The sequence below is a fragment of the Rhodanobacter sp. OR92 genome, assembly GCF_000427545.1.
Lineage (GTDB): Bacteria > Pseudomonadota > Gammaproteobacteria > Xanthomonadales > Rhodanobacteraceae > Rhodanobacter > Rhodanobacter denitrificans.
The window spans coordinates 25925-52753 of record NZ_ATYF01000012.1; the positions used below are offsets into that span (position 1 = coordinate 25925).

28 protein-coding genes and 1 pseudogene are annotated in these 26829 nt (G+C 69.5%); 8 read left to right on the plus strand and 21 right to left on the minus strand.

The genetic code is table 11. From position 1 onward, the window contains the following. Positions 1-27: 27 nt before the first annotated feature. The 10 genes and pseudogenes from RHOOR92_RS0105460 to prmB all read right to left on the minus strand — a co-directional run bounded on the left by RHOOR92_RS0105460 (position 28) and on the right by prmB (position 9577). Positions 28-1041: a cupin-like domain-containing protein gene (locus tag RHOOR92_RS0105460; RefSeq protein ID WP_015447328.1), complete on the minus strand. Its 1014-nt coding sequence runs from the start codon at positions 1039-1041 to the stop codon at positions 28-30. Continuing rightward, entirely contained in the window at positions 1038-1661 is a 624-nt protein-coding gene (locus RHOOR92_RS0105465; protein WP_015447327.1) for a phosphoribosylanthranilate isomerase, read from the minus strand. Before RHOOR92_RS0105465 ends, RHOOR92_RS0105460 begins: the two co-directional genes overlap by 4 nt. Then, entirely contained in the window at positions 1658-2440 is a 783-nt protein-coding gene (truA, locus tag RHOOR92_RS0105470) for a tRNA pseudouridine(38-40) synthase TruA (protein WP_015447326.1), read from the minus strand. Before truA ends, RHOOR92_RS0105465 begins: the two co-directional genes overlap by 4 nt. 104 nt (positions 2441-2544) lie before the next feature. Continuing rightward, a complete protein-coding gene (locus RHOOR92_RS0105475) occupies positions 2545-4944 on the minus strand; it encodes a FimV/HubP family polar landmark protein (protein ID WP_027489806.1) in 2400 nt (799 codons plus the stop codon). Between the two features lie 175 nt (positions 4945-5119). After that, positions 5120-5416, minus strand: coding sequence for a hypothetical protein (locus RHOOR92_RS0105480; RefSeq protein WP_007512963.1), 297 nt, complete (start codon positions 5414-5416; stop codon positions 5120-5122). Between the two features lies 1 nt (position 5417). Next, a complete protein-coding gene (locus RHOOR92_RS0105485) occupies positions 5418-6449 on the minus strand; it encodes an aspartate-semialdehyde dehydrogenase (RefSeq protein WP_027489807.1) in 1032 nt (343 codons plus the stop codon). A 41-nt stretch (positions 6450-6490) separates the two neighbouring features. Then, positions 6491-6706: pseudogene (locus RHOOR92_RS19945) on the minus strand (NAD(P)-dependent oxidoreductase); the annotation flags it as partial. A 154-nt stretch (positions 6707-6860) separates the two neighbouring features. Then, positions 6861-7949, minus strand: coding sequence for a chorismate synthase (gene aroC / locus RHOOR92_RS0105495; RefSeq protein ID WP_027489809.1), 1089 nt, complete (start codon positions 7947-7949; stop codon positions 6861-6863). 128 nt (positions 7950-8077) lie between these two features. After that, positions 8078-8614 (minus strand): GNAT family protein, encoded by a 537-nt coding sequence (locus tag RHOOR92_RS0105500; protein ID WP_027489810.1) that lies wholly within the window; start codon positions 8612-8614, stop codon positions 8078-8080. Positions 8615-8617: 3 nt separating this feature from the next. Next, complete coding sequence (gene prmB / locus RHOOR92_RS0105505; RefSeq protein ID WP_196802004.1) at positions 8618-9577, minus strand: 50S ribosomal protein L3 N(5)-glutamine methyltransferase; 960 nt, start codon at positions 9575-9577, stop codon at positions 8618-8620. A gap of 40 nt (positions 9578-9617) precedes the next feature. Between prmB and asd the strand changes: the two genes are divergently transcribed. Beyond that, on the plus strand, positions 9618-10469 hold the full coding sequence (gene asd, locus RHOOR92_RS0105510) for an archaetidylserine decarboxylase (protein WP_007512948.1): 852 nt from the start codon (positions 9618-9620) through the stop codon (positions 10467-10469). 131 nt (positions 10470-10600) lie between these two features. After that, on the plus strand, positions 10601-11050 hold the full coding sequence (locus RHOOR92_RS0105515) for a hypothetical protein (protein ID WP_027489812.1): 450 nt from the start codon (positions 10601-10603) through the stop codon (positions 11048-11050). Positions 11051-11072: 22 nt separating this feature from the next. Here RHOOR92_RS0105515 and RHOOR92_RS0105520 read toward each other — a convergent pair whose 3' ends face one another. Next, positions 11073-12551 carry a transglycosylase SLT domain-containing protein gene (locus tag RHOOR92_RS0105520; protein WP_027489813.1) on the minus strand — a complete coding sequence of 493 codons (1479 nt, stop codon included), beginning with the start codon at positions 12549-12551 and terminating at the stop codon, positions 11073-11075. Positions 12552-12669: 118 nt separating this feature from the next. On the opposite strand from RHOOR92_RS0105520, the gene RHOOR92_RS0105525 reads away from it, so the two are divergent. From RHOOR92_RS0105525 to greB, 3 genes are read left to right on the plus strand one after another with little or no spacing between them, the layout of a single operon-like run. After that, positions 12670-14163 (plus strand): helicase HerA-like domain-containing protein, encoded by a 1494-nt coding sequence (locus RHOOR92_RS0105525; protein WP_015447315.1) that lies wholly within the window; start codon positions 12670-12672, stop codon positions 14161-14163. A gap of 10 nt (positions 14164-14173) precedes the next feature. Next, on the plus strand, positions 14174-15424 hold the full coding sequence (locus RHOOR92_RS0105530; protein WP_027485667.1) for a hypothetical protein: 1251 nt from the start codon (positions 14174-14176) through the stop codon (positions 15422-15424). After that, positions 15421-15921, plus strand: a complete 501-nt coding sequence (gene greB / locus RHOOR92_RS0105535; RefSeq protein ID WP_027485668.1) for a transcription elongation factor GreB — start codon at positions 15421-15423, stop codon at positions 15919-15921. The genes RHOOR92_RS0105530 and greB overlap by 4 nt, the downstream gene beginning before the upstream one ends. 29 nt (positions 15922-15950) lie before the next feature. Here greB and phnD read toward each other — a convergent pair whose 3' ends face one another. The 3 genes from phnD to rimO all read right to left on the minus strand — a co-directional run bounded on the left by phnD (position 15951) and on the right by rimO (position 19226). After that, a complete protein-coding gene (gene phnD, locus RHOOR92_RS0105540) occupies positions 15951-17000 on the minus strand; it encodes a phosphate/phosphite/phosphonate ABC transporter substrate-binding protein (protein WP_027489814.1) in 1050 nt (349 codons plus the stop codon). A 78-nt stretch (positions 17001-17078) separates the two neighbouring features. Continuing rightward, a complete protein-coding gene (locus tag RHOOR92_RS0105545; protein WP_027489815.1) occupies positions 17079-17882 on the minus strand; it encodes a DUF3025 domain-containing protein in 804 nt (267 codons plus the stop codon). Positions 17883-17888: 6 nt separating this feature from the next. Further along, a complete protein-coding gene (gene rimO / locus RHOOR92_RS0105550) occupies positions 17889-19226 on the minus strand; it encodes a 30S ribosomal protein S12 methylthiotransferase RimO (RefSeq protein ID WP_027489816.1) in 1338 nt (445 codons plus the stop codon). A 105-nt stretch (positions 19227-19331) separates the two neighbouring features. On the opposite strand from rimO, the gene RHOOR92_RS0105555 reads away from it, so the two are divergent. Beyond that, complete coding sequence (locus RHOOR92_RS0105555) at positions 19332-20000, plus strand: dienelactone hydrolase family protein (RefSeq protein ID WP_027489817.1); 669 nt, start codon at positions 19332-19334, stop codon at positions 19998-20000. Continuing rightward, positions 19997-20413 carry an HIT family protein gene (locus tag RHOOR92_RS0105560; protein ID WP_027489818.1) on the plus strand — a complete coding sequence of 139 codons (417 nt, stop codon included), beginning with the start codon at positions 19997-19999 and terminating at the stop codon, positions 20411-20413. The genes RHOOR92_RS0105555 and RHOOR92_RS0105560 overlap by 4 nt, the downstream gene beginning before the upstream one ends. Positions 20414-20481: 68 nt before the next feature. Here RHOOR92_RS0105560 and RHOOR92_RS0105565 read toward each other — a convergent pair whose 3' ends face one another. From RHOOR92_RS0105565 to apbC, 4 genes are all read right to left on the minus strand, one after another. Beyond that, entirely contained in the window at positions 20482-20976 is a 495-nt protein-coding gene (locus RHOOR92_RS0105565; protein WP_007512925.1) for a hypothetical protein, read from the minus strand. A gap of 95 nt (positions 20977-21071) precedes the next feature. Beyond that, positions 21072-21638, minus strand: a complete 567-nt coding sequence (gene dcd, locus RHOOR92_RS0105570) for a dCTP deaminase (RefSeq protein ID WP_007512923.1) — start codon at positions 21636-21638, stop codon at positions 21072-21074. Positions 21639-21831: 193 nt separating this feature from the next. Next, the gene (locus tag RHOOR92_RS0105575; RefSeq protein ID WP_027489819.1) at positions 21832-22377 is read right to left on the minus strand and encodes an NADPH-dependent FMN reductase; all 546 of its coding nucleotides are present in this window, start codon (positions 22375-22377) and stop codon (positions 21832-21834) included. Beyond that, entirely contained in the window at positions 22374-23468 is a 1095-nt protein-coding gene (apbC, locus tag RHOOR92_RS0105580) for an iron-sulfur cluster carrier protein ApbC (RefSeq protein ID WP_027489820.1), read from the minus strand. The genes RHOOR92_RS0105575 and apbC overlap by 4 nt, the downstream gene beginning before the upstream one ends. A 156-nt stretch (positions 23469-23624) precedes the next feature. Between apbC and RHOOR92_RS0105585 the strand changes: the two genes are divergently transcribed. Then, entirely contained in the window at positions 23625-24089 is a 465-nt protein-coding gene (locus RHOOR92_RS0105585) for a DUF2147 domain-containing protein (RefSeq protein ID WP_027489821.1), read from the plus strand. Positions 24090-24160: 71 nt separating this feature from the next. Here RHOOR92_RS0105585 and RHOOR92_RS0105590 read toward each other — a convergent pair whose 3' ends face one another. The 3 genes from RHOOR92_RS0105590 to RHOOR92_RS0105600 are packed head-to-tail and all read right to left on the minus strand — an operon-like array spanning position 24161 to position 26740. Further along, a complete protein-coding gene (locus RHOOR92_RS0105590; RefSeq protein ID WP_027489822.1) occupies positions 24161-24958 on the minus strand; it encodes a DeoR/GlpR family DNA-binding transcription regulator in 798 nt (265 codons plus the stop codon). Continuing rightward, positions 24951-25580 (minus strand): HAD family phosphatase, encoded by a 630-nt coding sequence (locus tag RHOOR92_RS0105595; RefSeq protein ID WP_027489823.1) that lies wholly within the window; start codon positions 25578-25580, stop codon positions 24951-24953. Before RHOOR92_RS0105595 ends, RHOOR92_RS0105590 begins: the two co-directional genes overlap by 8 nt. After that, positions 25577-26740: an MFS transporter gene (locus RHOOR92_RS0105600; protein ID WP_015447305.1), complete on the minus strand. Its 1164-nt coding sequence runs from the start codon at positions 26738-26740 to the stop codon at positions 25577-25579. The genes RHOOR92_RS0105595 and RHOOR92_RS0105600 overlap by 4 nt, the downstream gene beginning before the upstream one ends. Positions 26741-26829 lie beyond the last annotated feature (89 nt).

Genomic DNA, 26829 nt, shown 5'->3' on the forward strand with positions numbered 1-26829 from the left:
CTTAGCGGCAAGCCCGACCGAACGGGGTCACAGATAGCGGCGGATGGAGGCCCTGATCTCGGCCAGTTGGCCGGGCGTGAGCGGGCCGAGGATGCCGCGCCGGTCGGCGGGCAAGTGTGCGGCGGGATCCTCGTCGCCAAACACGTAGTAGCCCAGCAGCTCCCTCCACGCCGCCCGTTCCGCCGGCGGCAGCGAGCGGAAGGCGAGGATGCAGTGCATCAGACAGCCCAGCGCCGTGTCCGGCGCATGGCCATCGGCAAGCACCGGCTTCCACCAGTAGTTCACCAGCGCGTTGATCCGCTGCAGCGATTCCACGTGATGCCACCACAGCGGCGGAATGTAGATCGCGTCGCCGGGATGCAGCTCCGCCACCTGCGCCGCAGCCAGCGCCAGCTTCAGGCCGGGATAGCGCGGGTCGTCGGGACGGTCGAGCCGGGCAATGCCAATCGCCGCGCCGGTGGGTGCGAAATCCAGCGGCCCCACGTACAGGTTGCGCGCCTGCTCCGGCGCGAACAGGGTGAAGCGCCGCACGCCGCACACCACGCAGGCGACGTTGTGGTACTCGTCGAAATGCGCCGGCGTGGTGACCCGGTTGCCGATCCAGATGCGCGGCTGGATGCTGGGATCAAGGAACGGCAGCGCGTGGTCGTCCAGCAACCCCGGCAGGCAGGCGCCGATCAACGCGCTCTGCATGGCCAGCCCCGGCGCCTCCGGCTGACGGCTGTACTGCGCCAGCCGTTGCAGGCCCTGGCCGATCGAGACGCGGTGATGCGTGTAGTTGAAGCCGTCGAACGCCGCGTTGTAGCCGATCACCCCGCCCTCGCCCGCAGGCAGCAGCAGCGCATCGACCTCGCTGCCGTTGTCCCGCCGCGCCAGCTCCCGCGCGAATGCGTCGTCCGACTGCCGCGCCCAGGCCACCATCGGCCAGTCGCGGCACAGGCCGCGGATCACCAGCGGGCGCGCATGGCCGACCAGGTCGGCAAGCGCGGGCGCACCGTCGCCATCGCGGCATTCCTCGATGGCGGCCGGCGCGCCGCTCACGCCGCGTCTGCCGCGCGCACCGCGCGGATGAAGGCTGCCAGCCGGGCCGGGTCCTTGATCCCAGGTGCCGACTCCACCCCGCTGGCCACGTCCACCGCCCATGGGCGCGCCGTGCGCACGGCCTCGCCCACGTTGCCGGCATGCAGGCCGCCGGCGAGGACCAGCGGCTGCGCCGGATCGCGCGGCAGCAGCGACCAGTCGAACGTCCTGCCGCTGCCGCCGGCCTCGCCGGCCGCATGGCCGTCCAGCAACACACCTGCGGCCTGCGGGTACTCCCGCAGCCACGGCAACGCCGCCACGCCCTCGCCCATTGCGATGGCCTTCAGGAACGGACGGCCAAATTGCGCGCACCAGGCATCGCTCTCGTTGCCGTGGAACTGCAGCAGCGTGGGTCGCACTTCATCGAGCACCTGCCGCACCAGGCCGGGCTCGTCGTCCATGAACAAGGCCACGCTGGCCACAAACGGCGGCAGCGCCGCCACGATCTCGCGTGCCCGCGCCAGCGTCACCTGCCTCCGACTGCGCGCGGTGAACACCAGCCCGATCGCGTCCGCACCGAGCCGCGCGGCGAGCAGCGCGTCGCCCACCCGGGTCATGCCGCAGCACTTGATGCGGGTCACCGGCCGGCTCCCGGCAGGCAGACGTCCGGCGGCAGGCCCCAGTGCGCCTCGTAGCGCGGGCCGATGAAGGTCAGCCCGGAAGACGGTGCGGTCGGCCCGGCCACCTGGCGGTCGCAGCCAGCCAGCAGTTCGGCCATCCATTCGACCGGTTGCTCGCCGCGGCCAATCGGCAGCAGCGAGCCGACGATGTTGCGCACCATGTGGTGCAGGAATGCATTCGCCTCGATGTCGACGAACAGCTGCTCACCCTCGCGCCGCACGCCCACCGCGAGCACGCTGCGGCGCGGGTGCGCGGCTTGGCAGGACAAGGCGCGGAACGCGCTGAAGTCGTGCTCGCCGAGCAAGGCCTGGGCGGCGGCGTGCATGCGCTCGGCATCCAGCGGCAGGCGCTCCCAGGTGACATAGCGCGCATCCAGCGCCGCGCGCACCGGCCGGTTCAGCAGGCGATAGCGATAACGCCGGCTGCGTGCCGCGTAACGCGCGTGGAAACTGTCCGGCACCGGCTGCGCCCACAGCACCGCCACGCTGGCCGGCAGGTTGGAACAGCTGCCCAGCACCCAGCCGCGCATGTCGCGGCGCGCCTCGGTGTCGAAGTGCACGACCTGGCAGCGCCCATGCACACCGGCATCGGTGCGTCCCGCGCAGCTGACCTCGACCGAATGATCGGCGACCTTCGACAGCGCTTCCTCCAGCACGCCCTGCACGCTGACGTCAGCCTTCAGGCGCTGCCAGCCGCTGAAATTGGTGCCGTCGTATTCGATGCCCAGGGCAATGCGCATGGAGTCGTGCAGGGGTCCGCGGAAAGCAGAAAGATTAGCAGGCCGCAACGGCATCGGGCCGGCAAGGGCCGGCCCGATTTATCCCGCGGGAAGCGCGCCGTGACTCAGTGCAGGCTGTCGAGCAGGCGCTTGGCGGTGTCCTTCTGCATCTGGCTGCCTTCCTTGACCACCTCGCCGAGCATGGCGCGGGCGCCTTCGGCGTCGCCCATGTCGATGTAGGCACGGGCCAGGTCGAGCTTGGTGTCCACCGGGTCATCGTTGAACTCGCCCAGGTCGTGGCCGCCATCGGCCGCGAGCGGCGTGCTGTCTTCTTCGTCGAAGTGCCAGCTCGACACGGGCTCGGCGGGCGCCGACGGCCGGCTCGCCGCCAGCGGGGCGGCCACGGTGGCGTCGTCCGCGGCCGGCGCCGGGCGGGCCGGCGGTTCGACGACAGCCCGGGTCAGATCGAAATTGAAGTTGTACTCGCTGACGGGCTTGGACGCGCCCGGCGGCAGCGGCGGCGGCATCGAGGAAACCACCGTTGGCGCGTCGGCCTTGTCGGCATAGTCGTCGATGTTGAACCCGCCGCGCGCCTCGGCGTCGTCAGGCACTGCCGATTCGGCGTGATGGTCGAACAGCGGGTGGCCCGGCACCAGGTCCTCGCCCATGTGCAGCACGTCCTGCCACTCGTCCTGCTGCGGATCGGTGATGTGGGCGTGCATCGCCTCGGCCGCCGCTTCGAAATGCTCGACGTCGCGGCGCGAGTAATACAGGGTGACCAGTTCCAGGTGCAGGCCGATGTCGTCGGGGTGTTCGGCCAACTGGTCGAGCAGCTCGTCCTGGTCGACATCGTCGCCCGGCAAGTCCTGACCGGCGGCAGGCGCCGAACCGAAGCGATCGGCCAACGACGACGCGGCCTTCGGCGCGTCGGCTGCCGGCTTGCGCCGACGTCCCAGCATGGCCAGCAGGATCAGCAGCACGACGGCGCCGGCCGCGGCCGCCCAGGCCCAGGTCTGCATGTACCACGGTTGCTCGAGCGTCGCCGGCACGCTGGCCGGATGCATCGCTGCCGGCTTCTCAACCGGCTTGGCCGGCGCCGGTGTCGCGATCGGCGTGGTCACCACGGACGCGCCGTGGGCCGGTGCGCCGGCCAGGCTGGAGGCAGCCACCGGCGTGCTTGCCGCGGTCGAACCGGCCGCCACCGGCGCCGCGCTCACGCCGGCGGCGGTGCTGGCCATGGCTGTGGCGGTTTCCAGTTTTTCCGTGGGCGCGGCGGCCGCGACGGGCGTAGTCTTCGCGCTGCTGGCGGCGGCCACCGGCGTCGCGGCCGGCGGCATGCCGGCAGCCTTGCGCGCGGTGGCCAGCTTGGCCTGCAGCTCGGCGATCTCGTTGTCTTTAAGCGACAGCAGGCGCTCGTTCTTGCTGTTGATATCCGCCAGATCCTTCAGGCGGCCTTTCAGGTCGGCGCTCTGCTGCTGCAGGCTGGCCAGGCTTTCCTGGGTGCGCAGGAGATCCTGGCGGAGGCCGACGCTGGACTTGTCGCCCGCGCCGCCGCCACGGGTTCCCGCGCTGCTGCCTTCCTTCGCCGGCACCAGCGCCAGCCGGTCGCCGGCATCCGGCGCGCGGGCGGGCGTGGCGGTGCTGCTGGCGCGGGTGGCGGCATCGGCCACCACCGTCGGCTTGCCCGGCACGCCGGCACGCCAGTCGCTGTTTTGCCGACGTACCTCGGCGACTGCAGCGGCGATCGTCATGGCCTGCGCTTCGGCCGAGGTCGGCACGCGCAGCACCGAACCGCTCTTCAGCGCATTGATGTTGTTGCGGTAGAACGCATCGGGGTTGGCCTGTTGCAGGGCCAGCATCATCTGCTGTGCGTCCACGCCGGCCGGCGCCACGCTGCGCGCGATGCTGGACAGCGTCTGGCCGTGCTCGACCGGGCCGTACTGGCCGTTGTTGAGCGCCGGTGCCGCCGGTTTCGGTTTCTGGATCGGTGCGGGTGCCGGCGCGGGTGCCGCCGGCTTGGGCTGGGCAGCCACCGGCGCGGTGACCGGCGCCCGGGTGTGCGGTGCCGGCTGGCTCGGCGCCGGGGTGGCTGGCGCGGCTGGTGCGGTCGGCGCGGCCGCGGCCGCCGACGCACCCGGCGGATCGAGCAGGATGGCGTACTCGCGCACGCTCTTGCCGGCCTTGCCGTTTACCTCGATCAGCAAGTCGAGGAAGGGGTCGTCCACCGGCGCACTGCTGGTGATGCGGATCACCGAGTGGCCGGCGCCGGCGTTCGCCACACTGAAGTGCAAGGGAATCGCGGTACGCCCGCCGGCGATGCCGGCGCGGGCGAATTCCTCGCTGGACGCCAGCTGGACGGTGAGCCCCTGCAGTTCCGCCGGGCTGTCGGGATGCAGCGGGATCTCGGCCAGCAGCGGCTGTCCCAGTGCCGATTTGACCTGGATCTGGCCGAGATCTACCGCCATGGCCTGGCTGCTGCCCAGCGCCAGCACGATCAGCATCGACAACTTCAACGAACGATTCATTGCATGTTCCCCCGAACGATCCTGGCGCGACTCTCTAATTCGTTCATGGCGTTGCCGCCATGGCGGCCCGCCCCAAATGAGGTGCCACTTTAGTTACATGCAGGCCAATCAACAATAGCTGCAGCGAATACTTGCAATGCATTGCTGCGGCATGTTCTCACCGAAGCGGCCTTTTTCAACGCGAGCCCGGGGCCGGTCCGGCCTGCAACTCGTGCAGCCGTCGCTGCAGCTCGGCGATGGCCTGGTCCTGCTGCTTCAGCCGTTCGCTGGCCCGCCGGCTGTCCAACTCCTGCCGGTCCAGATCCTGCTTCAGCCGTTTCACTTCGGCCTGGCTGCCGGCCAGATGCCGCTGGACCGTCGACAGCGACTTTGCCGGTGCGGGCGCGGTCGGCAACGATGTCGCCCGGTCGCCGGCCCAGGCCGCCGACACGGTGACAAACCCTACGGCCGCCATGAGTGGCATCCAACGCATGTCAGAGATAATCCTCGATCAGCAATTCGGCGATCTGCACCGCATTCAGCGCCGCGCCCTTGCGGATATTGTCCGAGACGATCCACAGATCCAGCCCGCGCTCGTGCGAGATGTCCTCGCGGATGCGCCCGACGTACACCGCATCGGTGCCGGCCGCCTCGCCCACCGGGGTCGGATAGCCGCCCGGCTTGCGCTCGTCCACCAGCACCACGCCCGGCGCCTGCCGCAGCAGTTCGCGGGCCTCGTCGGCGGTGATCTTGTCGCTGGTCTCGATGTGCACTGCCTCGGAATGGCCATAGAACACCGGCACGCGCACTGCGGTCGGGTTCACCTGGATCGACTCGTCCTCCAGGATCTTGCGGGTCTCCCACACCAGCTTCATTTCCTCCTTGGTGTAGCCGTTCGGCTGGAAATCGTCGATCTGCGGGATCACATTGAACGCGATCTGGGCCGGGAATTTCTTGCCCGGTTCCACGCTTTGGAAGTTCAGCAGCGCCGCGGTCTCCCGGCCCAGTTCCTCCATCCCGCTGCGGCCGGCGCCGGATACCGACTGGTAGGTGGCCACGTTGATCCGCTCGATCTGCACCGCGCGGTGGATCGGCGCCAGCGCCACCAGCATCTGCATGGTCGAGCAGTTCGGGTTGGCGATGATGCCGCGGTTGGTGTACTGGGCGATCGCGTGCGGATTGACTTCGCTGATCACCAGCGGAATGTCGTCCTGGTAGCGGAATTCCGAGGTGTTGTCGATCACCACCGCACCGGCCGCCGCCGCGCGCGGCGCGTGCTCGCGGCTGACCGAACCGCCGGCCGAGAAGAACGCGATGTCGACGCCGGCGAAGTCGTAGGTGTCCAGCAGTTGCACGGTGACGTCCTTGCCGCCGAACTTGACCTTGCCGCCGGCCGAACGCTCGCTCGCCAGCGGCACCAGCTCGCTGACCGGGAACTCGCGCTCGGCGAGGATCGCCAGCACGGTCTCGCCGACCGCGCCGGTGGCGCCGACCATGGCGACCTTGTAACTGCTCTTCTGACTCATGGGTGGTGTTCTTCGCTCAGGGTGGAAAGCCGTGCCGGCGGTCAGGCCAGCACGTTGGGATTGAGGATCGTGGGTGGCCGCCCGGCCTGCGGACCATGGCCGAACAGCGCCAGCACATTGTCCACGGCCAGGGCGGTCATCGCACGGCGTGTTTCGGTGCTGGCGCTGGCGATATGCGGGCTGAGCACCACGTTGTCCAGTTCGAGCAGGCCCGGATGCAGCGCCGGCTCGCCTTCGAACACGTCCAGCCCGGCCGCCAGCTCGGAGGGACTGAACTTGCGTTCCTCCGGCTCGACCGTCACCTCGAAGTGCGGTTCGAGCCGCGCGACGATGCCCGGGAAGGTGGGGCGCGAAACCCAGACGCGGGGCTTGTCGGTCATCGGCACGGGTCCGGTTGCGATAGTCGATTCATCACGGAATGCGCGGCGCCACCGCCCCCACGTCGCCGCACTGGGCACGGTGGCGCAGCGCATGGTCGATCAGCACCAGCGCCACCATCGCCTCGGCGATCGGGGTGGCGCGGATGCCGACGCAGGGATCGTGGCGACCCTTGGTCACCACTTCCACAGGTTCCCCGGCCAGGTTCACGCTGCGGCCGGGGATCAGGATGCTGGAAGTCGGCTTCAGCGCGATCGAGGCGACCACCGGCTGGCCGCTGCTGATGCCGCCGAGGATGCCGCCGGCGTGATTGGACGCAAAGCCGTCCATGTTCATCTCGTCGCGATGCTCGCTGCCGCGCTGCGCGACCGCAGCGAAGCCGTCGCCGATCTCCACGCCCTTGACCGCGTTGATCGACATCAGCGCACTGGCCAGGTCGCCGTCCAGCTTGCCGTAGATCGGTTCGCCCCAACCCGGCGGCACGCCGTCGGCGACCACGTCGACGCGCGCACCGACCGAGTCGCCGGACTTGCGCAGCGCGTTGATGTAGGTCTCCAGCGCCGGCACCTGGTCCGCATCGGGCCAGAAGAACGGGTTCTGCTCCACCGCGTCCCAGTCGAACGCATCCGGCACGACCTCGCCGATCTGCGCCAGGTAGCCGCGCACGCGCACACCGTGGTGCTCGGCCAGCCACTTCTTGGCGACCACCGCCGCAGCCACGCGCATGGTGGTCTCGCGCGCCGAGGAACGCCCGCCGCCGCGCGGATCGCGAATGCCGTACTTCTGCCAGTAGGTGTAGTCGGCGTGGCCGGGACGGAAGCTCGACGCGATGTCGCCGTAGTCCTTGCTGCGCTGGTCGGTGTTGCGGATCAACAGCGCGATCGGCGTGCCGGTGGTCCTGCCTTCGTATACGCCAGAGAGGATCTCCACCTCGTCCGCCTCGTGCCGCTGCGAGGTGTAGCGGCTGCGGCCGGTGGCACGACGATCGAGATCGCTGCGGAATTCCTCGGCACTGATCGCCAGCCCCGGCGGGCAGCCGTCGATCACGCAGCCGATCGCCGGCCCGTGGCTTTCGCCGAAGGTGGTGACGGTGAACAGTTTGCCGAAGGAATTGCTGGACACGGGACATCCGGGACTAAAGATCGAAGCATACCGGCAGTGGCCTCCGGTAGGAGCCCGCTGGCGGGCGATGCTCTTGTCTTGATGCCTGGTGGAGATTCAGAACAAAAGCATCGCCCGCCAGCGGGCTCCTACGGTGGGGGCGCCAGCCACTCGCGGGCCAACAGGGCGAACACCACGTCGTCGACCCATTCGCCGCGCAACCACAGGCTCTCGCGGTGATGGGCCTCCTGGCGCATGCCCAGCGCGCGCAGCAGCGCCATGCAGGCCAGGTTGCGCGGGTCGACCGAAGCGTGGACGCGATGCCGGCCGAGCTGGCCGAATACATGATCGAACAGCGCACGCACGGCCTCGCCCGCATAGCCGTGGCCCTGCCGTGCCGGCACGATGCTGATGCCGAACTCGACCGAATCCCCGGTCGCTTCGGGCAGGTTCACGCCGAGGTCGCCGATCAGCGTGCCGTCCTCGCGCAGCCGGATGGCCCGCTGGAACCAGCCATGCGCGGGCTGCAGCGGTTGGGCATCAATGAACGTGCGAGCGGCGGCGACGTCGGCCGGACACCAGCCCTGGTAGCGGGCCACCGCGGGGTCGCCACGACAGGCGAACAGCGCCGCGGCATCGTCAGGACGCAACGCGTCGATCCGCAATCGCGCCGTGACCAGCTCCATCGCTCAGCCCGGGCGACGCGCGGCCGCCGCCGCGCGGATCGCCGCCGCGTGCTCGACCAGGTCGCGCCGCTCCAGCGCGAACACGCCCATCGGGCCGACCTTGAACTCGATCCAGATGAACGGCACTTCCGGCAGCAACGCGGCCAGCGCGTGCTCGCTCTCGCCCACCTCGACGATCAACAGGCCGTCGTCGGTGAGATGGTCGGCCGCCTCGTCCAGCATGCGCAGGCACAGGTCCAGGCCGTCCACGCCGGAGGTCAGGCCGAGCTTCGGTTCGTGCGCGTACTCGCCGGGCAGCGCGGCGTATTCGTCTTCGGTGACGTACGGCGGATTGGAAACGATCAGGTCGTACTTGCGTCCGGCCACGCCGGCGAACAGGTCGGAGCGGATCGCCTCGACGCAGCCCTCGACGTGCTGGAAGGCGATGTTCTCGCGCGCCAGCGACAGCGCCTCGTCGCTGATGTCGACGATGTCGACCCGCCACTCGGGGTTGTACTCGGCCATCGCGATGCCGATGCAGCCCGAGCCGGTGCACAGGTCCAGCGCGCGCTCGATGTGGCGCTCGTCCAGCCACGGCGCGAAGCCCGACTCGATCAGCTCGGCGATCGGCGAACGCGGCACCAGCGCGCGGCGGTCGCTCTTGAACTTCAGCCCGGCGAACCAGGTTTCGCCGACCAGGTAGGCCACCGGCAGGCGCTCGCTGACGCGGCGCTCGATCAGCGCCAGCACGTTCGCGCGCTCGGCCGCGGTGAGCCGGCCGGCGCCGTACGCCGGCGGGATGTCCGGCGGCAGGTGCAAGCTGGCCAGCACCAGATGGGTGGCCTCGTCGATCGGGTTGTCGTGGCTGTGGCCGAAGGTGAGCCCGGCGGCCGAAAAGCGGCTGGCACCGTAGCGGATGAAGTCGATGATGGTGGCGAGCTCGGCGGTCACGGCGATCCAGGGTGCGGTGGATTGGCCGGTCATTATAAGGCCTGCAGCGGTGTCCACCCCGTATACTGGGCGGATGACTTTCAACGTATTCCTGCAGTACATCCTGCCGCACCGCGCGCTGTCGCGAGTGGTCTACTGGGCCACGCGCTGGACCTTCGCGCCGTGGAAGAACTGGCTGATCGCCACCATCGTGCGCAACTACGACGTGAACATGGCCGAGGCGGCGCAGCCCGACCCGCTGGCCTACCAGCATTTCAATGCGTTCTTCACGCGCAAGCTCAAGCCCGGCGCACGCCAGGCCGATGCCGACCCGACCGCCCTGCTCTCGCCGGCCGACGGCCGCATCAGCCAGGCCGGCACGATCGTCGACGGGCGCATCTTCCAGGCGAAGGGGCAGGAATACACCGCCGCCGAACTGCTCGGCGGCGACGAGACCGCCGCCGCGCCGTACCGCAACGGCCGCTTCGTCACCGTCTACCTGTCGCCGCGCGACTACCACCGCGTGCACATGCCGCTGAAAGGCACGCTGAAGGAAACCGTGCACGTGCCCGGGCGCATCTTCAGCGTGGCGCCGTTCGCGGTCGCGGCGATCCCGCGGCTGTTCGCCCGCAACGAGCGGCTGGTCTGCCACTTCGAGGGCGAACACGGCCCGTTCGTGGTGGTGATGGTGGGCGCGATCCTGGTCTCCTCGGTGGCCACAGTGTGGGACGGCCTGGTGATCCCGCCGTACGCGTCGTCGATCCGGCGCAAGTCGTTCGCCGGCCAGCACGTCACGCTGGAACGCTTCGCCGAGATGGCGCGCTTCAACATGGGTTCCACCGTGATCCTGCTGCTGCCCGAGGGCGCGGCCGAGCTGGACGCCCTGCAGCCGCAGCAGGCCGTGCAGGTGGGCCAACGGCTGGGGCAACGGCTGGAACGCCGCTGAGCATCGCCCCAAACTGACGCCGTGCGTCATTTTGTGACGTCCTAGGCGCTATTGCAGCGATCGCTTCGCTACGCTCCTGGCTTCGCCGCCCGCACTGCGCGCCGCGAAACTCCAGCGCCGAAGGGGATCCCATGCAAATACTCACTCCGTTCCTCGTGATGATGCGCGCGCGCCAGTTGGGCCGGCAGTTCCGCGACATCGAACGCAGCGTGCGCGCCCTGCCCAAGCGCAGCCGCGAGCGCCTGGGCACGCTCACCCTGCGCGAGATCGGGCAAGCCTCGCGCAGCGACTTTCCCCACCTGTACGGCACCGCGCCGGAAGCGCGCTACCTGCCCTGGGGTCAGGGCACCGAGGCAGGTTACGAGCGCGCGTGTTCGAACAACGCCGAAGTGGCGCTGCGCGGCATCGCGCTGTGGCTGGCCGTGGCCTATCACGAAACCAAGAACTCCCCGCACGCCAGCCTGCAGCCGCAACACCGCCAGCTGATGCAACTGCTGCGCGAACTGAAGGAAGTTCACGGCGCCGGCACCGCCGGCAACCACAACGGCAACAGCTGGGTGCAGGAAAGCGCCGTCGCCTGAAGGCGTACGGCGCGGCAGCGGATCAGCGGCAGACCGGCAGCTTCAAGGTCTGCCCGATGCTGATGCGGTGATGCTTCAGCCCGTTCGATTCGGCGACTTCCTGCACGCTGGAGCAATGCAGCTTGCGCACGATGCTGATCAGCGTGTCGCCCCGGCGAACGGTGTAGCGGCGGGTGCCCCTCGGCACCGGCACCGGCGCCACCGGGGCCGCCACCACCGGCACCACCGCGCGGTGCAGGTCGCCGGCGAGGATCGGCCATGGGCCATCGACGCAGCGCGTGGCGTAGGCGCGCTCCAGCAGCTTCGGCAACTGCAGCGGCGTGCCGGCCGGCTGGGTCACCTGCGGGTCCAGCCGCGGGTTGAGGTTGCGCAGGGTGCGGAACCAGCCATCCCTCATTCCGCCGGCCGAGCCCAGGCAGACAGTCAGCTCCGACAACGAGGCCGGCCGCTGCAGGGTGACCGTACCGGGCGCACCGTCGACCTTCGGGAAGCGCAGGTTGTAGCTGTCCGGATGCTGGAACAGCCACGCCGCGGCGAGCACCGCCGGCACGTAGTCGCGGGTTTCCTGCGACAGCTGGTCATAGATGCGCGGGTCGTAGAAGCTCACCGCGGTATCGTCGCCGACCGTGCGGCGCATGCGCCCTTCGCCGCCGTTGTAGGCGCCGAGCGCGAGTTCGAGGTTGTCGTTGAAGACGCGCAACTGCTCGTTGATGTACTCCGCGTTCGCCCGCGCCGAGGCGGCCGGATCGAAGCGCAAGTCGAAGCCGCTGTCGCTGCCCAGGCCGAAGCGCATGCCGGTGGCGTACATGAACTGCAGCGGCCCCGACGCACCCGAGCGCGACACGGCGTGCACCTTGCCGCCGGATTCCTTGGCCATGATGCCGAACAGCAGCGCCTCGGGCAGGTCCGCCTTCTGGTACTGCGGCCACATCTGGTAACGCAGGTACTGGTAGTTGACCCAGGCATCCATCAACTGCGGGCGCCACTGGGTCAGCCACATCTCCAGCGCCGCCTTCACCGGCCCGTTCATCGCGATCAGCTGCGACAGCTTCTGCCCGTGCAGCAGGGTCACGCTGCGCTGCGCCTGCGGCAGGCTGGCGGCACCGGTGCTGCCGGTGGCCAGCGCGGCCTGCGCTGGATCGACGTCGCTGTCCAGATCCTGGCCGCTGCCGAAATCGCCGTCCTTCAGGCGCAGCAGGTGGTCGAACGCGGAGAAGAACCGCTGCGGATCGCAGCCGGCGGTATTGCCGCAACGTGCCGACGCCTCCTTCAGGCGATCCAGCGAGTGGGTCAGGCTCAGCCGCGAGGCCTGCAGGTCGCCTTCGCGCGATTGCTGCAGGGCGGTCTCGTAGCCCTTGCTGGCCTGGTCGAGTTCGCCGTACAGCGCGTCGAGCGGGGTGGCCGGCCTGGCGCCGCCGGTGCTGGCACAGGCGGCCAGCAGACTGATCGCGACGGCCAGCGGAGCCAGACGCAGGGTACGCACAACGGAACACGACGGCATCACGAACTTCTACCTGCGGAAAACGCCCACCATAGCGGGCGCAAGGCTTCGACTCAACGCGCCGCGACAGCGTCGCCGGCTTGGTTACAATCGCTTGACCTGCAATGGATGGAACGCCATGACTGAGATCCTGATCGGCCGCAACGACAGCACCAGCGTCAGCCTCGACCCGCACTACGGCAACCGCCACGGCATGATCGCCGGCGCCACCGGCACCGGCAAATCCGTTTCGCTGATGGTGCTGGCCGAAGGTTTCTCGCGGCTGGGCGTGCCGTGCTTCCTGGCCGACGCCAAGGGCGACCTGGCGGGCCTGGCGATGGCTGCCGGCGAGCCGGGGGACAAGCTCAAGGCGCGGCTGGACAAGCTCAAGCTCGCCGACTGGAAGGCGCAGGCAAACCCAGTGGTGTTCTGGGACATCTACGGCAAGCTCGGCCACCCGGTGCGCGCGACCGTCAGCGAGATGGGACCGACCCTGCTCGGCCGCGTGCTGGAACTGAACGACACCCAGGAAGGCGTGCTGGAGGTGGTGTTCAAGGCCGCCGACGAGCAGGGCCTGCTGCTGCTCGACCTGGCCGACCTGCGCGCCCTGCTCACCTATGCCGCCGACAACGCCAAGACGCTCTCGGCGAAGTACGGGCTGATCAGCACCACCAGCATCGCGGCGATCCAGCGCGCGCTGCTGAAGCTGGAGAGCGACGGCGCCGACCAGTTCTTCGGTGAGCCGGCGCTGGAGCTGGCCGACCTGATGCGCCAGGACATGAGCGGCCGCGGCATCATCAACGTGCTCGCCGCCGACCAGCTGATCCTCAAGCCGCGGCTGTACTCCACCTTCCTGCTGTGGCTGTTGTCCGAGCTGTTCGAGCAGTTGCCCGAAGTGGGCGACCTCGACCAGCCGAAGATGGTGTTCTTCTTCGACGAAGCACACCTGCTGTTCGACGACGCCTCGCCGGCGCTGCTGCAGCGCGTGGAACAGGTGGTGCGGCTGATCCGCTCCAAGGGCGTGGGCGTGTACTTCTGTTCGCAGAACCCCGACGACGTGCCCGGCGTGATCCTGGGCCAGCTCGGCAACCGCATCCAGCATGCGCTGCGCGCGTTCACGCCGCGCGACCAGAAGGCGGTCAAGGCGGCGGCGGAGACCTTCGTCGCCAACCCGAAGCTCGACGTCAGCGAGGCGATCACCAGGCTTGCCGTCGGCGAGGCGCTGGCCTCCACCCTGGGCAACGGCGGCGTGCCCTCACCGGTGGAGCAGGTGCTGGTGACGGCGCCATGCTGCCGCATCGGCGCGATCAGCGAGGCCGAGCGCGCCACCATCCGCCAGCGCTCGCCGGTGGGCGGCAAGTACGACAACCCGCTCAACCGCGAGTCGGCCGCCGAGATGCTGGCCAAACGCGCCGACGACAAGGCGAGCGCCGACGCCGCGGCGACCGGCGCGCCGGGCAAGGCCGAGGAAGCAGGTTGGGGCGGCGCCGTACACGACGCGTTGTTCGGCACCAAGCGGCGCCAGGGCATGATCGAGACGATGGGCAAGCAGATGGTACGCACGGCGGGCAGCCAGCTCGGCCGGCAGATCCTGCGCGGCGTGCTGGGCGGCATCTTCGGCGGCAAGCGCTGAGGCGCCGCCGATGCCGCGCGTTGAAGTGGTTCCCGCCGATACGCCGTTCGGCGAGCGCCTCGCGGCCGGCTTCGGCTACCCGTTGCGCGGCGCCGCACTGCCCACCTGCGTGGTGCTGGCGCTGATCCACTACGTCGGCCTGCTGCCTTCCTGGACCGGCGCGCTGGCCGGTGCGCTGGTCTGGGCTGCCACCTGGCGCTACGCCGCCGACTGCCTGCTGCACACCGCCAACGGCTATGCCGACCCGCCGGATGTCGGCTTCGACGGCAACAGCACGAGCGGCTGGGGCCTCACCGCGATCCACCTGCTGGTGGTCGCGCTGTGCGTGGTCGCCATCGTGTTCTTCCCGCACCTGCTGTGGCCGGTATTGATCCTGTCCGCCCTGGTGTTGCCGGCGATCGACATGTCGCTGGCATTCGACGGCAACCTGGCGCTGGCGATCAATCCGTTGAACTGGGTCCGAGTCATCGGCGGTTTCGGGATCGCCTACCTGATTCCCGTAGCGATCAACCTGCTGCTCGGCCTGCTGATCGTGCTGGCCTCGGTCACCACCGCACTGCTGCCGCGACTGCTGGCGCTGCCGTTGTTCGCCTTCGCCTACACCTACCTGATCGTGCTGGCCTTCCACCTGATGGGGGCGATGATCCACCAGCGCCACGAGCGTTTCGGCCTCGAACCGGAGGCCGAGAAACTCGTCGCCGCTTCCCACCAGGACGCCGACGACCGCCTGCTCGACGAGGCGCGCCGGCTCGCCGCCGACGACCCGCTGGCGGCGCTGCGCCAACTGGCCGCCCGCCTGCAGGAGCGCACTGCGCCGGCGTCGGTGCACCAGCTCTACCGCGAGCTGCTGCGGCGGCAAGGCCTGCGCGAGGACTTGCTGGTGCACGGGCAGATCTGGATCGCCGCGCTGATCGCCCAGAAGGAATCGCGCCGCGCACTCGGCGTGCTGCAGGAATGCACCGGCATCGACGCCGCGTTCGTGCCGGACGACCCGCGCACCTGCGGCGAGCTGGCCGAACTGGCCGCCCGGCTGGGCATGAACCGGCTCGCCATCCAGCTGTGCCGCGGCTACCTCGCGCACTGGCCGCGCGATCCCCACGCCCCACACTACGGCCTGCTGGCCGCACGCCAGCTCGCCGCCCACGCCGACCAGCGCGCCGAGGCGGCGGCGCTGCTGGAACGGCTCGCCGCCGCCTGGCCGGATCATCCGTTGCGCAGCGAGATCGACGCGCAACGGCGCCAGCTGGCCAGCCCGGCATGAGCCGCTGGCGCCCGCCCTCGCCCGGCTCCACCGCGATCGTCACCCGCACGGGTTTCGAGCGGCTGAAGGCCGAGCTCGACCAGCTGTGGCACGTGCTGCGCCCGGAAGTGGTGAAGGCGCTCGCCGCGGCCGCCGCCGAGGGCGACCGTTCGGAAAACGCCGAATACACCTACCGCAAGAAGCAGCTCGGCGAGATCGACCGCCGCGCGCGCTACCTCAGCAAGCGCATCCCCGCGCTGAAGGTGGCCGAAGGCGCACCGGGCGATCGCCAGGCGGTGTTCTTCGGCGCCTGCATCGAACTGGAAAACGTCGCCACCGGCGAGCTCCACCGCTACCGCATCGTCGGCCCGGACGAGACCGACGCCAGGCGCGGCTGGATCAGTATCGACTCGCCGCTGGCGCGGGCAGTATTGAAGAAGCGCGTCGACGACGAATTCAGCGCCGAGCTGCCGGGCGGGGTCGCCCGGTTCGCCGTGCTGGCGGTGGATTACGAATAGGCCTTGCCCCTGGCGGGGCCGACCGGCACCTAGCGCGGCTGCAGCTGCCGCACGGCACGGCGGTGGTCGGCCTCGATCTGCGCCAGACGGGCCTGTCGGGCCTGCGGGGTGACCCACTGGCCGTGCTCGGCCTGCTGTCGCAGCAGCGTGTACTGCATGTCCACGAACGGCTCCAGCACGCGGTTGTCCTCCGGTACGAAGCCGCCCAGGTCGGGAATGCGGGCCAGGTTCGCGCGCTCGCGCACGCCGGCTTCGCCAGCGGACTTGCCGTAGCCGAGCAGGAATGCGGTCAATTTCTGCCGCAGCGACCGGGGTATGCCGTCGCGGACCACCAGCACCCCGGAAGGAATCAGCGGCGAGTGCCAGATCACCCGCAGCTGCCCTGCCTCGCCCGGGAAATTGCGCCGGAACAGGTCCATGTCAGGATTGTTGCTGCTGGCCACGTCCACTTCGCGATTGACCACCGCGAGCAGGTTGCTTTGGTGATCGCCTACCCGCACGCTGCCGAAGAAGGTGTCCGAGTTGAGGCCGCGCGGCGCGAACACGTAGGCCTCCGGCGCGACATAGCCGGTCACCGACAGGTGTTCGCTGCGCGCGTAGCGCCAGCCGCTGCCCGGCGTGGAGAGCAGCTCGTCGAGGTTGCGGATCGGGCTGTCGGCGCGCACCACCAGCGTGGCGACGTTGCCCTTGGCGCCGTCGCTGCGCACGAACTGGGCGAATACCTGCATGTGCTGGCGCGTCACCGCCTCGACCGCCAGCTTGCCGGAGAGGAAGGCGATGTCCACCCGCTGTGCGCCGATCGCATCGGACAGGCTGGCGTAGCTGCCCACCGATACGGTGGTCACCGGAAGTTGCAGCCGCTTGCGCAGGTCGTCCAGCAGCGGCCGCCACTGTTCCAGCGATTCGGCGGCGCTGCCGATCGGCAGGATGCCGAAGCGGATCGACGGCGGCTGGCCGGCGCCATGCTCCGCTGCCACCGCGCTGCCGGCACACGTCCACGCGATCGACAAGCCCGCGACGATCGTCGCCAGGCAGCGATGGCGGTACCCCTGGCGCGATCGAAGCCCTGCGATGTTCACCGTCCGTCCCCCTTCACCCACGCCGATGCCACGTATATAGACGTGATCGCCGGTCGGAGCAAGGTGCGGGCCGTCTGCTCAGGGGATCGGCGATGCCGGCGGGTACGCGCGCCCGGCGCGCCGCGGCTGATAGCAGGCGGCATGGCGGTGGAAGGCTTCGTCGGCATTGTCCGGATGCCAGCCCGGAATACCCGACAGCGGCAGCGGCCGCAGCTCCAGCGGGTCGAGCAGCAGGCGCCCTGAACCGATCGCCGTGGCACACGGCGCAGGCAGGCCGGCATCGCTGTCCGACTGGAACACCAGTGCCTTGCCCACCAACAGGCGCCCCGGACTCAAGGCCAGCTCCAGCAGCGCATGACCGAACAGCTCCAGCCGGATCGTGCCGTCCAGCCAGGCCTGCCGCCGGCGCCAGAACAGCCCGTGCCAGTCGTGCGCATCCCACAGCGCCAGCAGTGCGGGGTCGCGCACGGCAACGACCACGCCGGCCTCGTCGAAGTGGGTCAGCGCGTACTGCGCGCGCGAGCGCTGCTTCGGCCCCATGCGGGCGATCTCGCCCACCTGCCGCGCATTGAGCGCACGCTTGATCGCGGGATGGCGCAGCCAGACCAGCGCGTTGAACAGGTCGTGCCAGTTGCGCTCGCGGGTGGCGATGGCGCCGCGCTCGGCGACGCGCTGCTCGTAGTGCAGGCCGTCGGCGAGCAGTTCGTGCGTCTGCGCCACGAAGCGCTCGGGCATGCCCGCCGGACGGCAGGCGTTGAGCGCGTCGATCGCCGGCCAGTCGCGGCCCTCGATCAGCCCGGCATGCTCGCGCCACGCCGCCAGCGGCAGCCGCCCGAACACCGCCGGATCGACCGCGTCGCGTGCCGGCGCGACGTAGCGCATGGACGCCTACACCACCTTGAGCCGCGGATGCGCCAGGCGCGCGTGCAGGTCGTGTTCGCTGGCCGCCTCGACCACCACGTCGACGAACTGGCCCGGCTTGAGCGACTGGCCGTCGGCGATCAGCACGCTGCCGTCGATCTCGGGCGCATCGGCAGCCGAACGGGCCACCGCGCCGTCGGCGTTCGCCTCGTCCACCAGCACCCTGAGCGTGCGGCCGACCTTGCGCTGCAGCTTGGCGGCGGAGATGTCCGCCTGCACCGCCATGAACTGTTCGAGACGGTCTTCCTTCAGCTCCTCGGAAACGGCGCCGGGCAGCTCGTTGGCCTTGGCGCCATCCACCGGCGAGTAGGCGAACGCGCCCACGCGGTCCAGTTCGGCCTCGCGCAGGAAGTCCAGCAGTTCCTCGAACTCGGCCTCGGTCTCGCCGGGGAAGCCGACAATGAAAGTGCTGCGGATGGTGAGCTCGGGCACCAGCTTGCGCCAGTTGTGGATGCGCTCCAGCGTCTTGTCGATGTTGCCGGGGCGCTTCATCAATTTCAGGATGCGCGGGCTGGCGTGCTGGAACGGGATGTCGAGGTAGGGCAGGATTTTCCCCGCCGCCATCAGCGGCATCAGCTCGTCCACGTGCGGGTACGGGTAGACGTAGTGCAGCCGCGTCCACGCGCCGAGTTCCGACAAGCCTTCGCACAGCTCGGTCATGCGCGTGCGGTACGCCTTGCCGCGCCAATCTCGCTCGGCGTACTTGAGGTCCACGCCGTAGGCGCTGGTGTCCTGCGAGATCACCAGCAGTTCCTTGACGCCGCCCTTGACCAGCTTCTCCGCCTCAATGAGCACCTCGTCGACCGGACGCGAGACCAGGTTGCCGCGCATCGAGGGGATGATGCAGAAGCTGCAGCGGTGGTTGCAGCCTTCGGAAATCTTGAGGTACGCGTAGTGCTTCGGCGTCAGCTTCACACCGGTGTCCGGCACGATGTCGAGGAACTTGTCGTGCGTGGGCGGCAGCGCCTCGTGCACCGCGCTCATCACGCTGGCGTAATCCTGCGGACCGCTGATCGACAGCACGTCGGGGTACGCCTCGCGGATCAGCGCCTCGCGCTTGCCCAGGCAGCCGGTGACGATCACCTTGCCGTTCTCGTTGAGCGCGGTGCCGATCGAGTCCAGCGACTCCTGCACCGCCGCGTCGATGAAGCCGCAGGTGTTCACCACTACCGCGTCGGCCTCGCCGTAGCTGGGCACGATCTGGTAGCCCTCGACCTTGAGCTGGGTGAGGATGCGCTCGGAATCGACCAGCGCCTTGGGGCAGCCGAGGCTGACGAAGCCGATCTTGTGGGCGGTCTGGGACATGCGGGGCGTCACCGGGAACATGCGGAGTAACCGGGAATTATACGGCAGTGCGGCGCGGCCACCGGCGAGGCTAGACTTCACGCGATCCCCGCCAAGGAGCCAGCCATGGGCCAGCACATCAACATCCCCACCACCCGCACCCAGTGCATCGGCGGCTACCTCGCCCAGCCGCAGGGCAAGCCAAAGGGCGGCATCGTGGTGATCCAGGAAATCTTCGGCGTCACTGCGCATATCCGCCGCGTCGCCGACGGCTTCGCCGCGCACGGCTACACCGCGATCGCGCCGGCATTCTTCGACCACCTGGAGAGCGGCGTGGAACTGGGCTACGACCAGGTCGGCGCGAACAAGGGCAAGCAGCTGATCGCCGAACTGGGTCTGGAGCGCGCGCTGGAAGACGTCGCCAGCGCCGCCGAGTCGATCGCCTCGGCCGGCAGGATCGGCACCGTCGGCTACTGCTGGGGCGGCACCGTGGCCCTGCTCGCCGCGTTGCGCCTGGGCCTGCCCTCGGTGAGCTACTACGGCGCGCGCAACCTGCCGTTCCTGCACGAGACGCCGCGGGCGCCGGTGATGTTCCACTTCGGCGAGAAGGACCGCAGCATCACGCCGGAAATGGTGGCCAAGCACCGCGAGGCGCTGCCGCAGATGGAAGTCTTCACCTACCCGGCCGACCACGCCTTCAACCGCGACGGCAGCGCGCCCTACCACGAGGCCAGCGCGAAACTGGCGCTCGAGCGCACGCTGGCGTTTTTCGAAAAACACCTGGCCGGCGCATGAGCGGGGCCGGCTTCGCACTCGATCCCCGGCTGGCGGCGGATACCCGCGCAGTCACCTCGTTGCCGCTGTGCGAGCTGTTGCTGATGGACGACGCGCGCTGGCCGTGGCTGATCCTGGTGCCGCGCCGCGCCGGCCTGGTCGAGATCGCCGACCTGCACGGCGACGAACAGGCCGTGCTGTGGCAGGAAGCGAACCGCGCAGCCGCCGCGCTGCGCGCCGTGGCGCCCTGCGACAAGCTCAACCTGGGCGCGCTCGGCAACATCGTGCGCCAGTTGCACGTGCACGTGATCGCGCGGGTCGAAGGTGACGCGGCGTGGCCGGGGCCGGTGTGGGGGCATGGCATCCGCGTGGCCCGCGACGACGAAGGCGCCGCTGTGCTGATCGCGGCGCTGCGGCACGCGCTGACCGCTTGAGTGGCGAAAACGGCCAATGAAAAGCCCGCGGCGCTGGCCGCGGGCTTGCGAAGAACAACCGCCGCAGGTCAGTGCTGCTGCGAGGGATCGTAGCTGCTGCCGGCAGCGGACTTGCCCTTCATCTCGTCGTTCATCTGCACCGGCGCGTGGTAGTCCTCCAGCCGGCGTGCCTTGGTATCCACCGGGTTGATCTTCTTCAGCGTGCCGCCGTCGTCGTAGTACACGGTGAAGCCGTAATCGAGCTGCATGCGCGCCATGTATTCGAGGTGCTGCTTGCGCACCTTCGAGTCGTCGCTGCGCTCCAGCAGCACGGTCTTCGGCAGCTTGCCCTGCTCTTTCAGGTAGGCGAAATGGCTACCGACATCCAGCGCCGACAGCACCGCGCCATCCAGCAGGAATTGGCCGCCCTTGTAGGCGTTGATGACGGTGTCGAACTGGCCCTGGGCCTGGGCGGCACTGACCTCATCCTTGGTGCTGCCGCGATGGCAGCCGGCCAGCACCAGCAGGCTGCCCAGCATGGCGGCCGCGGCGGCACGGGCAAGCAGGGGCGAAAAACGGATCATCGGTGTCTCCTGGAAAACGTGTCGGTTCATCGGCGGAGTGTAGCGCCCGGCCGCGATCGTGGGCAGCGCCGGACGCCGCCCGTTCAGGGAGGCGATCAGGTGCGCGGCAAGGTCACGCCCTGCTGGCCCTGGTACTTGCCGCCGCGATCCTTGTAGCTGGTCTCGCATTCCTCGTCGGATTCGAGGAACAGCATCTGCGCCACGCCTTCGTTGGCGTAGATCTTGGCGGGCAGCGGGGTGGTGTTGGAGAACTCCAGCGTCACGTGGCCCTCCCACTCCGGCTCCAGCGGCGTCACGTTGACGATGATGCCGCAGCGCGCGTAGGTGCTCTTGCCGAGGCAGACGGTGAGCACCTTGCGCGGTATGCGGAAGTACTCGACCGTGCGCGCCAGCGCGAACGAGTTCGGCGGGATGATGCACACGTCCGCCTCGACATCGACGAAGCTCGACGGATCGAACGCCTTCGGATCCACGATGGTGGAGTTGATATTGGTGAAGATCTTGAACTCGCGCGCGCAGCGCACGTCGTAGCCGTAGCTGGAAGTGCCGTAGGAGATCAGCTTGTTGCCGTCGCGCAGCTTGACCTGGCCCGGCTCGAACGGCTCGATCATGCCGTGGCTCTCGGCCATGCGGCGGATCCACTTGTCGGATTTGATGCTCACGCGGTCTCCGGTCGGTAGCGGCAGCACCCGGTCGGGCCGGGCGTAAAGCGGCAAAAATACATGGTCGGGGTGCCGCCGCGCCAGCCGAACGGGTCGCCGTCGCCCGTAGGAGCCCGCTGGCGGGCGATGCTTTTGGAGCCTGGATTCGGGATTCGGGATTCACAAAAGCAGAGCATCGCGCGCCAGCGGGCTCCTACGGTGGGCGCGGGATATCGGCCAGGATGTCCAGTGCCGCGCGCAATTCCGCACGACGTTCCGCGCTGGCCAGCACCTGCGCCGCCGTGCAGCCGGCACCCGGCAGCGCCACCGGCAGGGGCTGCGCCGCCAGCAACTGGGCGGACATGGTGCGCAGGATCTCGGCCAGCGCCTGCTGCGCATGGTACGAACCGCGCGCGGCCGTGTTCAGCAGCAACACCGGCTTGCCCGGAAACTCCAGGCTGCCGACCAGCCAGTCCAGCAGGTTCTTGAACGCGCCGGGCACGCCGTGGGCGTATTCGGGGCAGGCGATCAACAAGGCATCGGCGCGATCCACCGCTTCGCGCAGCGACCGCACCGGCGCGGGCACGGCAGCGGCTTCGTCGTCCGGATTGAACAGCGGCAGGCGGCCGAGCCCGTCGTACAGCACCAGCTCCAGCGTTGCCGGCACCAGTTGCCGCGCGGCCTCCAGCGCCGCCCGGTTCGACGACACCCGGCGCAGGCTGCCGCACAGGCACAGCACGCGCTGCGCCGCCGCCGTCATGCGGCCGGCACGCCCTGCACCACGATCTTGCCCAGGCCCAGCGACTTGTTGCGCGGCTGCCGCGACAGCCGGCCGGCCACGTTGCGGGCGATCTCGCGGTAACGCATGGCGAGCTCGGAATCGGGGATCGCCGCCACCGTGGGATTGCCGCCGTCGGCCTGCTCGCGGATGCGGATGTCCAGCGGCAGCGAGCCGAGATAGGCCGCGCCGTACTGCGTGGCCATGCGCTCGCCGCCACCTTCGCCGAAGATGTTTTCCTCGTGGCCGCAGTGGGAGCAGACATGGGTGGCCATGTTCTCCACCACGCCGAGCACCGGCACCTCGACCTTCTCGAACATCTTCAGCGCCTTGCGCGCGTCCAGCAGGGCGATGTCCTGCGGCGTGGTGACGATCACCGCGCCGGCCACCGGCACCTTCTGCGACAGCGTGAGCTGGATGTCGCCGGTGCCCGGCGGCAGATCCACGATCAGGTAGTCGAGCTGCTCCCAGCGCGTGTCGGTGAGCAGCTGCATCATCGCCTGGGTGACCATCGGGCCGCGCCAGATCATCGGCGTGTCTTCCTCCACCAGGAAGCCGATCGACATCACCGGCATGCCGTGCGCCTGCATCGGGATGATGCTCTTGCCGTCCGGCGAGGCCGGCTTGCCGTGTACGCCGAGCATGGTCGGCTGGCTCGGACCGTAGATGTCCGCGTCCATCACGCCGACCTTCGCGCCTTCGGCCTGCAACGCCAGCGCCAGGTTCGCCGACACCGTGGACTTGCCCACGCCGCCCTTGCCGGACGCCACCACGATGATGTTCTTCACGTTCGGCAACGGCCCCAGCGTGCCCTGCACCTTGTGCACGTGGATGCGGCTGGTGATCGAAACCGTGGCCGAGTCGATCGCCGGATCGGCTTCCAGCGCCTGGCGCACGCGCGCGGCGAGGCTGTCGATGGCGCCGGCGGCCGGGTAGCCCAGTTGCAGGTCCACCGACACCTTCGCCCCGTCGACGCCGACCGCACGCACGGCCTCGCCCAGCGGCGCGCCGGTATGGGTGTCGATGAGACTGCCAAGGATCTGGCGGACCAGGGTTTCGTTCGCCTGCGTCATGTCGGCTCGGGTGTTTGCGGAGACGCCCATTATGCCAGTCCGTCGCCGCCGCCCCGCTGACCTGGGTCAGCGACAGGCATGGCGCAATGCAGCTTGACGCTCCCGCCGAACCTCGCCAGTCTCGCCTCCATACGCTTTCGTACGGGAGGACCATCCATGAAGCCTGCTTTCCGCCTCACCTTCGCCGCCGGCCTGCTGCTGGCCGCCGGCGCCGCACTGGCCGCCAACAACACCCCGGTCGGCACCTGGAAGACCATCGACGACACGACTCACCAGCCGAAGTCGATCGTCGAGATCACCGAACACAACGGCGAGTACCAGGCGAAGATCGTGCAGCTGCTGAACCGCACCCCGGAAGACGTGGCGCGCGACGGCGAGCATCCGCTGTGCACCAAGTGCGACGGCGAACGCAAGAACCAGCCGATCGTGGGCATGACCTTCATGTGGGGCGTCAGCCAGGACGGCGACGAGTGGAGCGGCGGCAGGATCCTCGACCCGAAGAACGGCAAGGTCTACAAGGTGAAGCTCAAGCTGGTGGACGGCGGGCAGAAACTCGACGTGCACGGCTACATCGGCTTTGCCCTGCTCGGCCGCTCGCAGATCTGGGAACGACAGCCCTGACCCGGCATCGCGGTAGCTGAACCGACGCCCCGCACTGCCGGCCGGTGCGGGGCGTTTTCATGTGCGGCCGATCAGTCAGCCGCCGCTTCGGCCCGATGCACGCTGACGCCGCGGGCGCTGAACGCGGCGCGCACCGGCCGGCCGACGGCATGCTCGACCACCAGGTACTGCACCTCGGCGATCGGCGCGATCCGGTGCGTGGCCACCGTGCCCAGCTTGTCGCTGGTGGCCACCACCACAGTCTCGCCACTGGCCTCGATCATCGCCCGCTTCTGCAGCGACTCCTCGCTGTCGAAACCCCACAGGCCGCTGTCCGCGTCGATCGCGCAGGCGCCGGGAAAACACAGGTCGGCGCGCACGCGCTGCAGTTCCTGCAGGGTCTGCGCACCCACCGCGCCGCCGATCCGCGGGTCGATGCGGCCGCCCAGCAGCAGGATCTCGAAGCCCTCGCGCTCGATCAGCGCCAGCGCGATGTCCGGCGCGTTGGTGATCACGGTGAGGTTCATCCGTTCGGGCAGCGCCGCAGCGATCGCGGCATTGGTGGAGCCGGCGTCGATCAGCAGCACCTGTCCTTCGCGCACCAGGCTCACCGCCTTGCGCGCCAGCGCCAGCTTGCGGCCGACCTGTTCGCTGCGCCGCTGCTGCAGCGGCGCGACCGCCGCCGACAGCGGCAGCGCGCCGCCGTAGACGCGTCGGCACAATCCCTGCGCGGCCAGTTCGCGCAGGTCGCGGCGGATCGAATCCTCCGACGCCGCTAACTCCGCCGCCAGCTCCGCCGCCACCACCCGCCCGCGACTGCGCAAGCGCTGCAGGATCTCGTGCTGGCGCTCCTGCGGCAGCAGCTCGCCGGGCAGGGGCGGCTTAGCCATGCGCCGCCTCCAGCAGGCCTGCACGGCACAGCTCGGCGCGCAGGGTGGCGGGATCGCGGAAGTGCAGCGCATGCAAGCCCAGCCGTGCCGCGGCTTCGACGTTGCGCGGCGCGTCGTCGATGTACACCGTGCGCGCGGCCTCCAGGCCATGGCGCGACAGCAACAGGCGGAAGATCGCCGGATCGGGCTTGATCAGCCGCTCCTCGCCCGACACCACGATGCCGCGAAAGGCCGCCATGAATCCGTAGCGTTGCCGCGCCAGCGGAAAAGTTTCCTGCGACCAGTTGGTCAGCGCGTACAGCGGCACGCCGCGTGCGCGCAGTTCGTCGAGGATGGCCACGCTGCCCTCGATCGGCCCGCGCAGCATCTCGTCCCAGCGTTCGCGGTAGGCGGCGATCAGCCCGGCATGCTGCGGGTGCTGCGCGCTGAGCCCGGCAATGGCCTCGCGCCAGGGTCGCCCCGCATCCTGCCGCTCGTTCCAGTGCGCGGTGCAGACCTCGGCCAGAAAACGCTCCATCGCCGCCTCGTCGTCGAACAGCCGGCGATACAGATGACGCGGGTTCCAGTCCAGCAGCACGCCGCCGAGGTCGAACACCACGGTGTCGAAGCGCGGCGCACTCACGACCGCACCAGCCTTGCCGAGGCGGCGGTCAGCAACAGCAACCCGGCCACCGCCGCCAGCGCCACCGGCAGGCTGCTGGCCTGGGCCAGGAAACCGATCAGCGCCGGGCCGCTGAGCAGGCCGGCGTAACCCAGCGCGGTCACCGTGGCGATGGCGATGCCGGGCGAGGTGCCCGGCAGCCGACCGGCCGCGCCGAACATCACCGGCACGATATTGGCCGCGCCCAGCCCGACCAGCACGAAGCCGATCGGCGCCGCCGGCGGCCACGCCAGCATCGACGCCAGCAGGAAGCCTGCCGCCGCGGTGCAGGCACCCAGGCGCACGGTCAGCACCGGGCCGAAGCGCGCCACGATCCGGTCGCCGCCAAGGCGCCCGATGGCCATCGCCACCGAAAAGGCGGCATAGCCGATGCCGGCGGAAGCCACCGAGAAGCCGCGGAAGTCGCGCAGGAACACCGCGCTCCAGTCCAGCATCGAACCCTCGGCCAGGAAACTGATGAAACACAGCAAGCCCAGCGCCAGCACGATGCCGCGCGGCATGCCGAACGCCGCGCGTTCACCGGCAGCGTCGACGTGCTCGATCAGGCGCGGCCACTGCGTCACCAGCACGACCGCCAGCAGCGCGGCCATCGCCACGGCGGCAGCGGTCAACGGCATGCCCAGCGCCAGCAGCAGGCTCATGCCCGCCGCTCCGCTCAAGCCGCCGATGCTGAACAGCCCGTGGAAGCCCGACATCAGCGGACGACCGTCGCGCCGCTCCACCTCCACCGCATGCGCGTTCATCGCCACGTCCACCGCACCCAGCGCCGCGCCGAAATACAACAGGGCGAGCGCCAGCGTGGCCACGCCCGGCGCGAGCGCCAGCAGCGGTAGCGCCAGGCATAGCAGCAAGCCGCCGACGCCGATCACTCGGCGACTGCCGAAGCGATGGGTGAGCCAGCCGACCAGCGGCATCGACAGCATCGAGCCGCCGCCGAAAGCCAGCAGCAGCATGCCGAGACCGGCCTCGTCGAGGCCGAGCCGCGCCTTCGCGTACGGCACCATCGGCGCCCACGCGGCCATGCCGATGCCGGAGACCAGGAAGACCAGGCGGGTGGCGCGGATGGCCGATGCCAGCCCGTTCCGCACGTCTGCCGTCAGGGGAATGCTGCTTGTCTGCACGCTTACTCCACTTCCACAAACACGCATAAATGTACACAAATGCGTATAAACACGCAATCGAACGGATCGTCGCAGCGCACCGCCAAACA

Bases quoted from the DNA above. Each gene is read 5' to 3' on its own strand.
- RHOOR92_RS0105530 (WP_027485667.1), top strand. From the start codon at position 14,174: ATGCCGCGCGTTGAAGTGGTTCCCGCCGATACGCCGTTCGGCGAGCGC.
- RHOOR92_RS0105515 (WP_027489812.1), top strand. From the start codon at position 10,601: ATGCAAATACTCACTCCGTTCCTCGTGATGATGCGCGCGCGCCAGTTG.
- RHOOR92_RS0105475 (WP_027489806.1), bottom strand. From the start codon at position 4,944: ATGAATCGTTCGTTGAAGTTGTCGATGCTGATCGTGCTGGCGCTGGGC.
- RHOOR92_RS0105485 (WP_027489807.1), bottom strand. From the start codon at position 6,449: ATGAGTCAGAAGAGCAGTTACAAGGTCGCCATGGTCGGCGCCACCGGC.
- RHOOR92_RS0105565 (WP_007512925.1), bottom strand. From the start codon at position 20,976: ATGATCCGTTTTTCGCCCCTGCTTGCCCGTGCCGCCGCGGCCGCCATG.
- apbC (WP_027489820.1), bottom strand. From the start codon at position 23,468: ATGACGCAGGCGAACGAAACCCTGGTCCGCCAGATCCTTGGCAGTCTC.
- RHOOR92_RS0105480 (WP_007512963.1), bottom strand. From the start codon at position 5,416: ATGCGTTGGATGCCACTCATGGCGGCCGTAGGGTTTGTCACCGTGTCG.
- RHOOR92_RS0105585 (WP_027489821.1), top strand. From the start codon at position 23,625: ATGAAGCCTGCTTTCCGCCTCACCTTCGCCGCCGGCCTGCTGCTGGCC.
- RHOOR92_RS0105500 (WP_027489810.1), bottom strand. From the start codon at position 8,614: ATGGAGCTGGTCACGGCGCGATTGCGGATCGACGCGTTGCGTCCTGAC.
- asd (WP_007512948.1), top strand. From the start codon at position 9,618: ATGACTTTCAACGTATTCCTGCAGTACATCCTGCCGCACCGCGCGCTG.
- RHOOR92_RS0105575 (WP_027489819.1), bottom strand. From the start codon at position 22,377: ATGACGGCGGCGGCGCAGCGCGTGCTGTGCCTGTGCGGCAGCCTGCGC.
- greB (WP_027485668.1), top strand. From the start codon at position 15,421: ATGAGCCGCTGGCGCCCGCCCTCGCCCGGCTCCACCGCGATCGTCACC.
- prmB (WP_196802004.1), bottom strand. From the start codon at position 9,577: ATGACCGGCCAATCCACCGCACCCTGGATCGCCGTGACCGCCGAGCTC.
- RHOOR92_RS0105520 (WP_027489813.1), bottom strand. From the start codon at position 12,551: ATGCCGTCGTGTTCCGTTGTGCGTACCCTGCGTCTGGCTCCGCTGGCC.
- RHOOR92_RS0105555 (WP_027489817.1), top strand. From the start codon at position 19,332: ATGGGCCAGCACATCAACATCCCCACCACCCGCACCCAGTGCATCGGC.
- RHOOR92_RS0105545 (WP_027489815.1), bottom strand. From the start codon at position 17,882: ATGCGCTACGTCGCGCCGGCACGCGACGCGGTCGATCCGGCGGTGTTC.
- RHOOR92_RS0105525 (WP_015447315.1), top strand. From the start codon at position 12,670: ATGACTGAGATCCTGATCGGCCGCAACGACAGCACCAGCGTCAGCCTC.
- truA (WP_015447326.1), bottom strand. From the start codon at position 2,440: ATGCGCATTGCCCTGGGCATCGAATACGACGGCACCAATTTCAGCGGC.
- RHOOR92_RS0105560 (WP_027489818.1), top strand. From the start codon at position 19,997: ATGAGCGGGGCCGGCTTCGCACTCGATCCCCGGCTGGCGGCGGATACC.
- rimO (WP_027489816.1), bottom strand. From the start codon at position 19,226: ATGTCCCAGACCGCCCACAAGATCGGCTTCGTCAGCCTCGGCTGCCCC.
- RHOOR92_RS0105590 (WP_027489822.1), bottom strand. From the start codon at position 24,958: ATGGCTAAGCCGCCCCTGCCCGGCGAGCTGCTGCCGCAGGAGCGCCAG.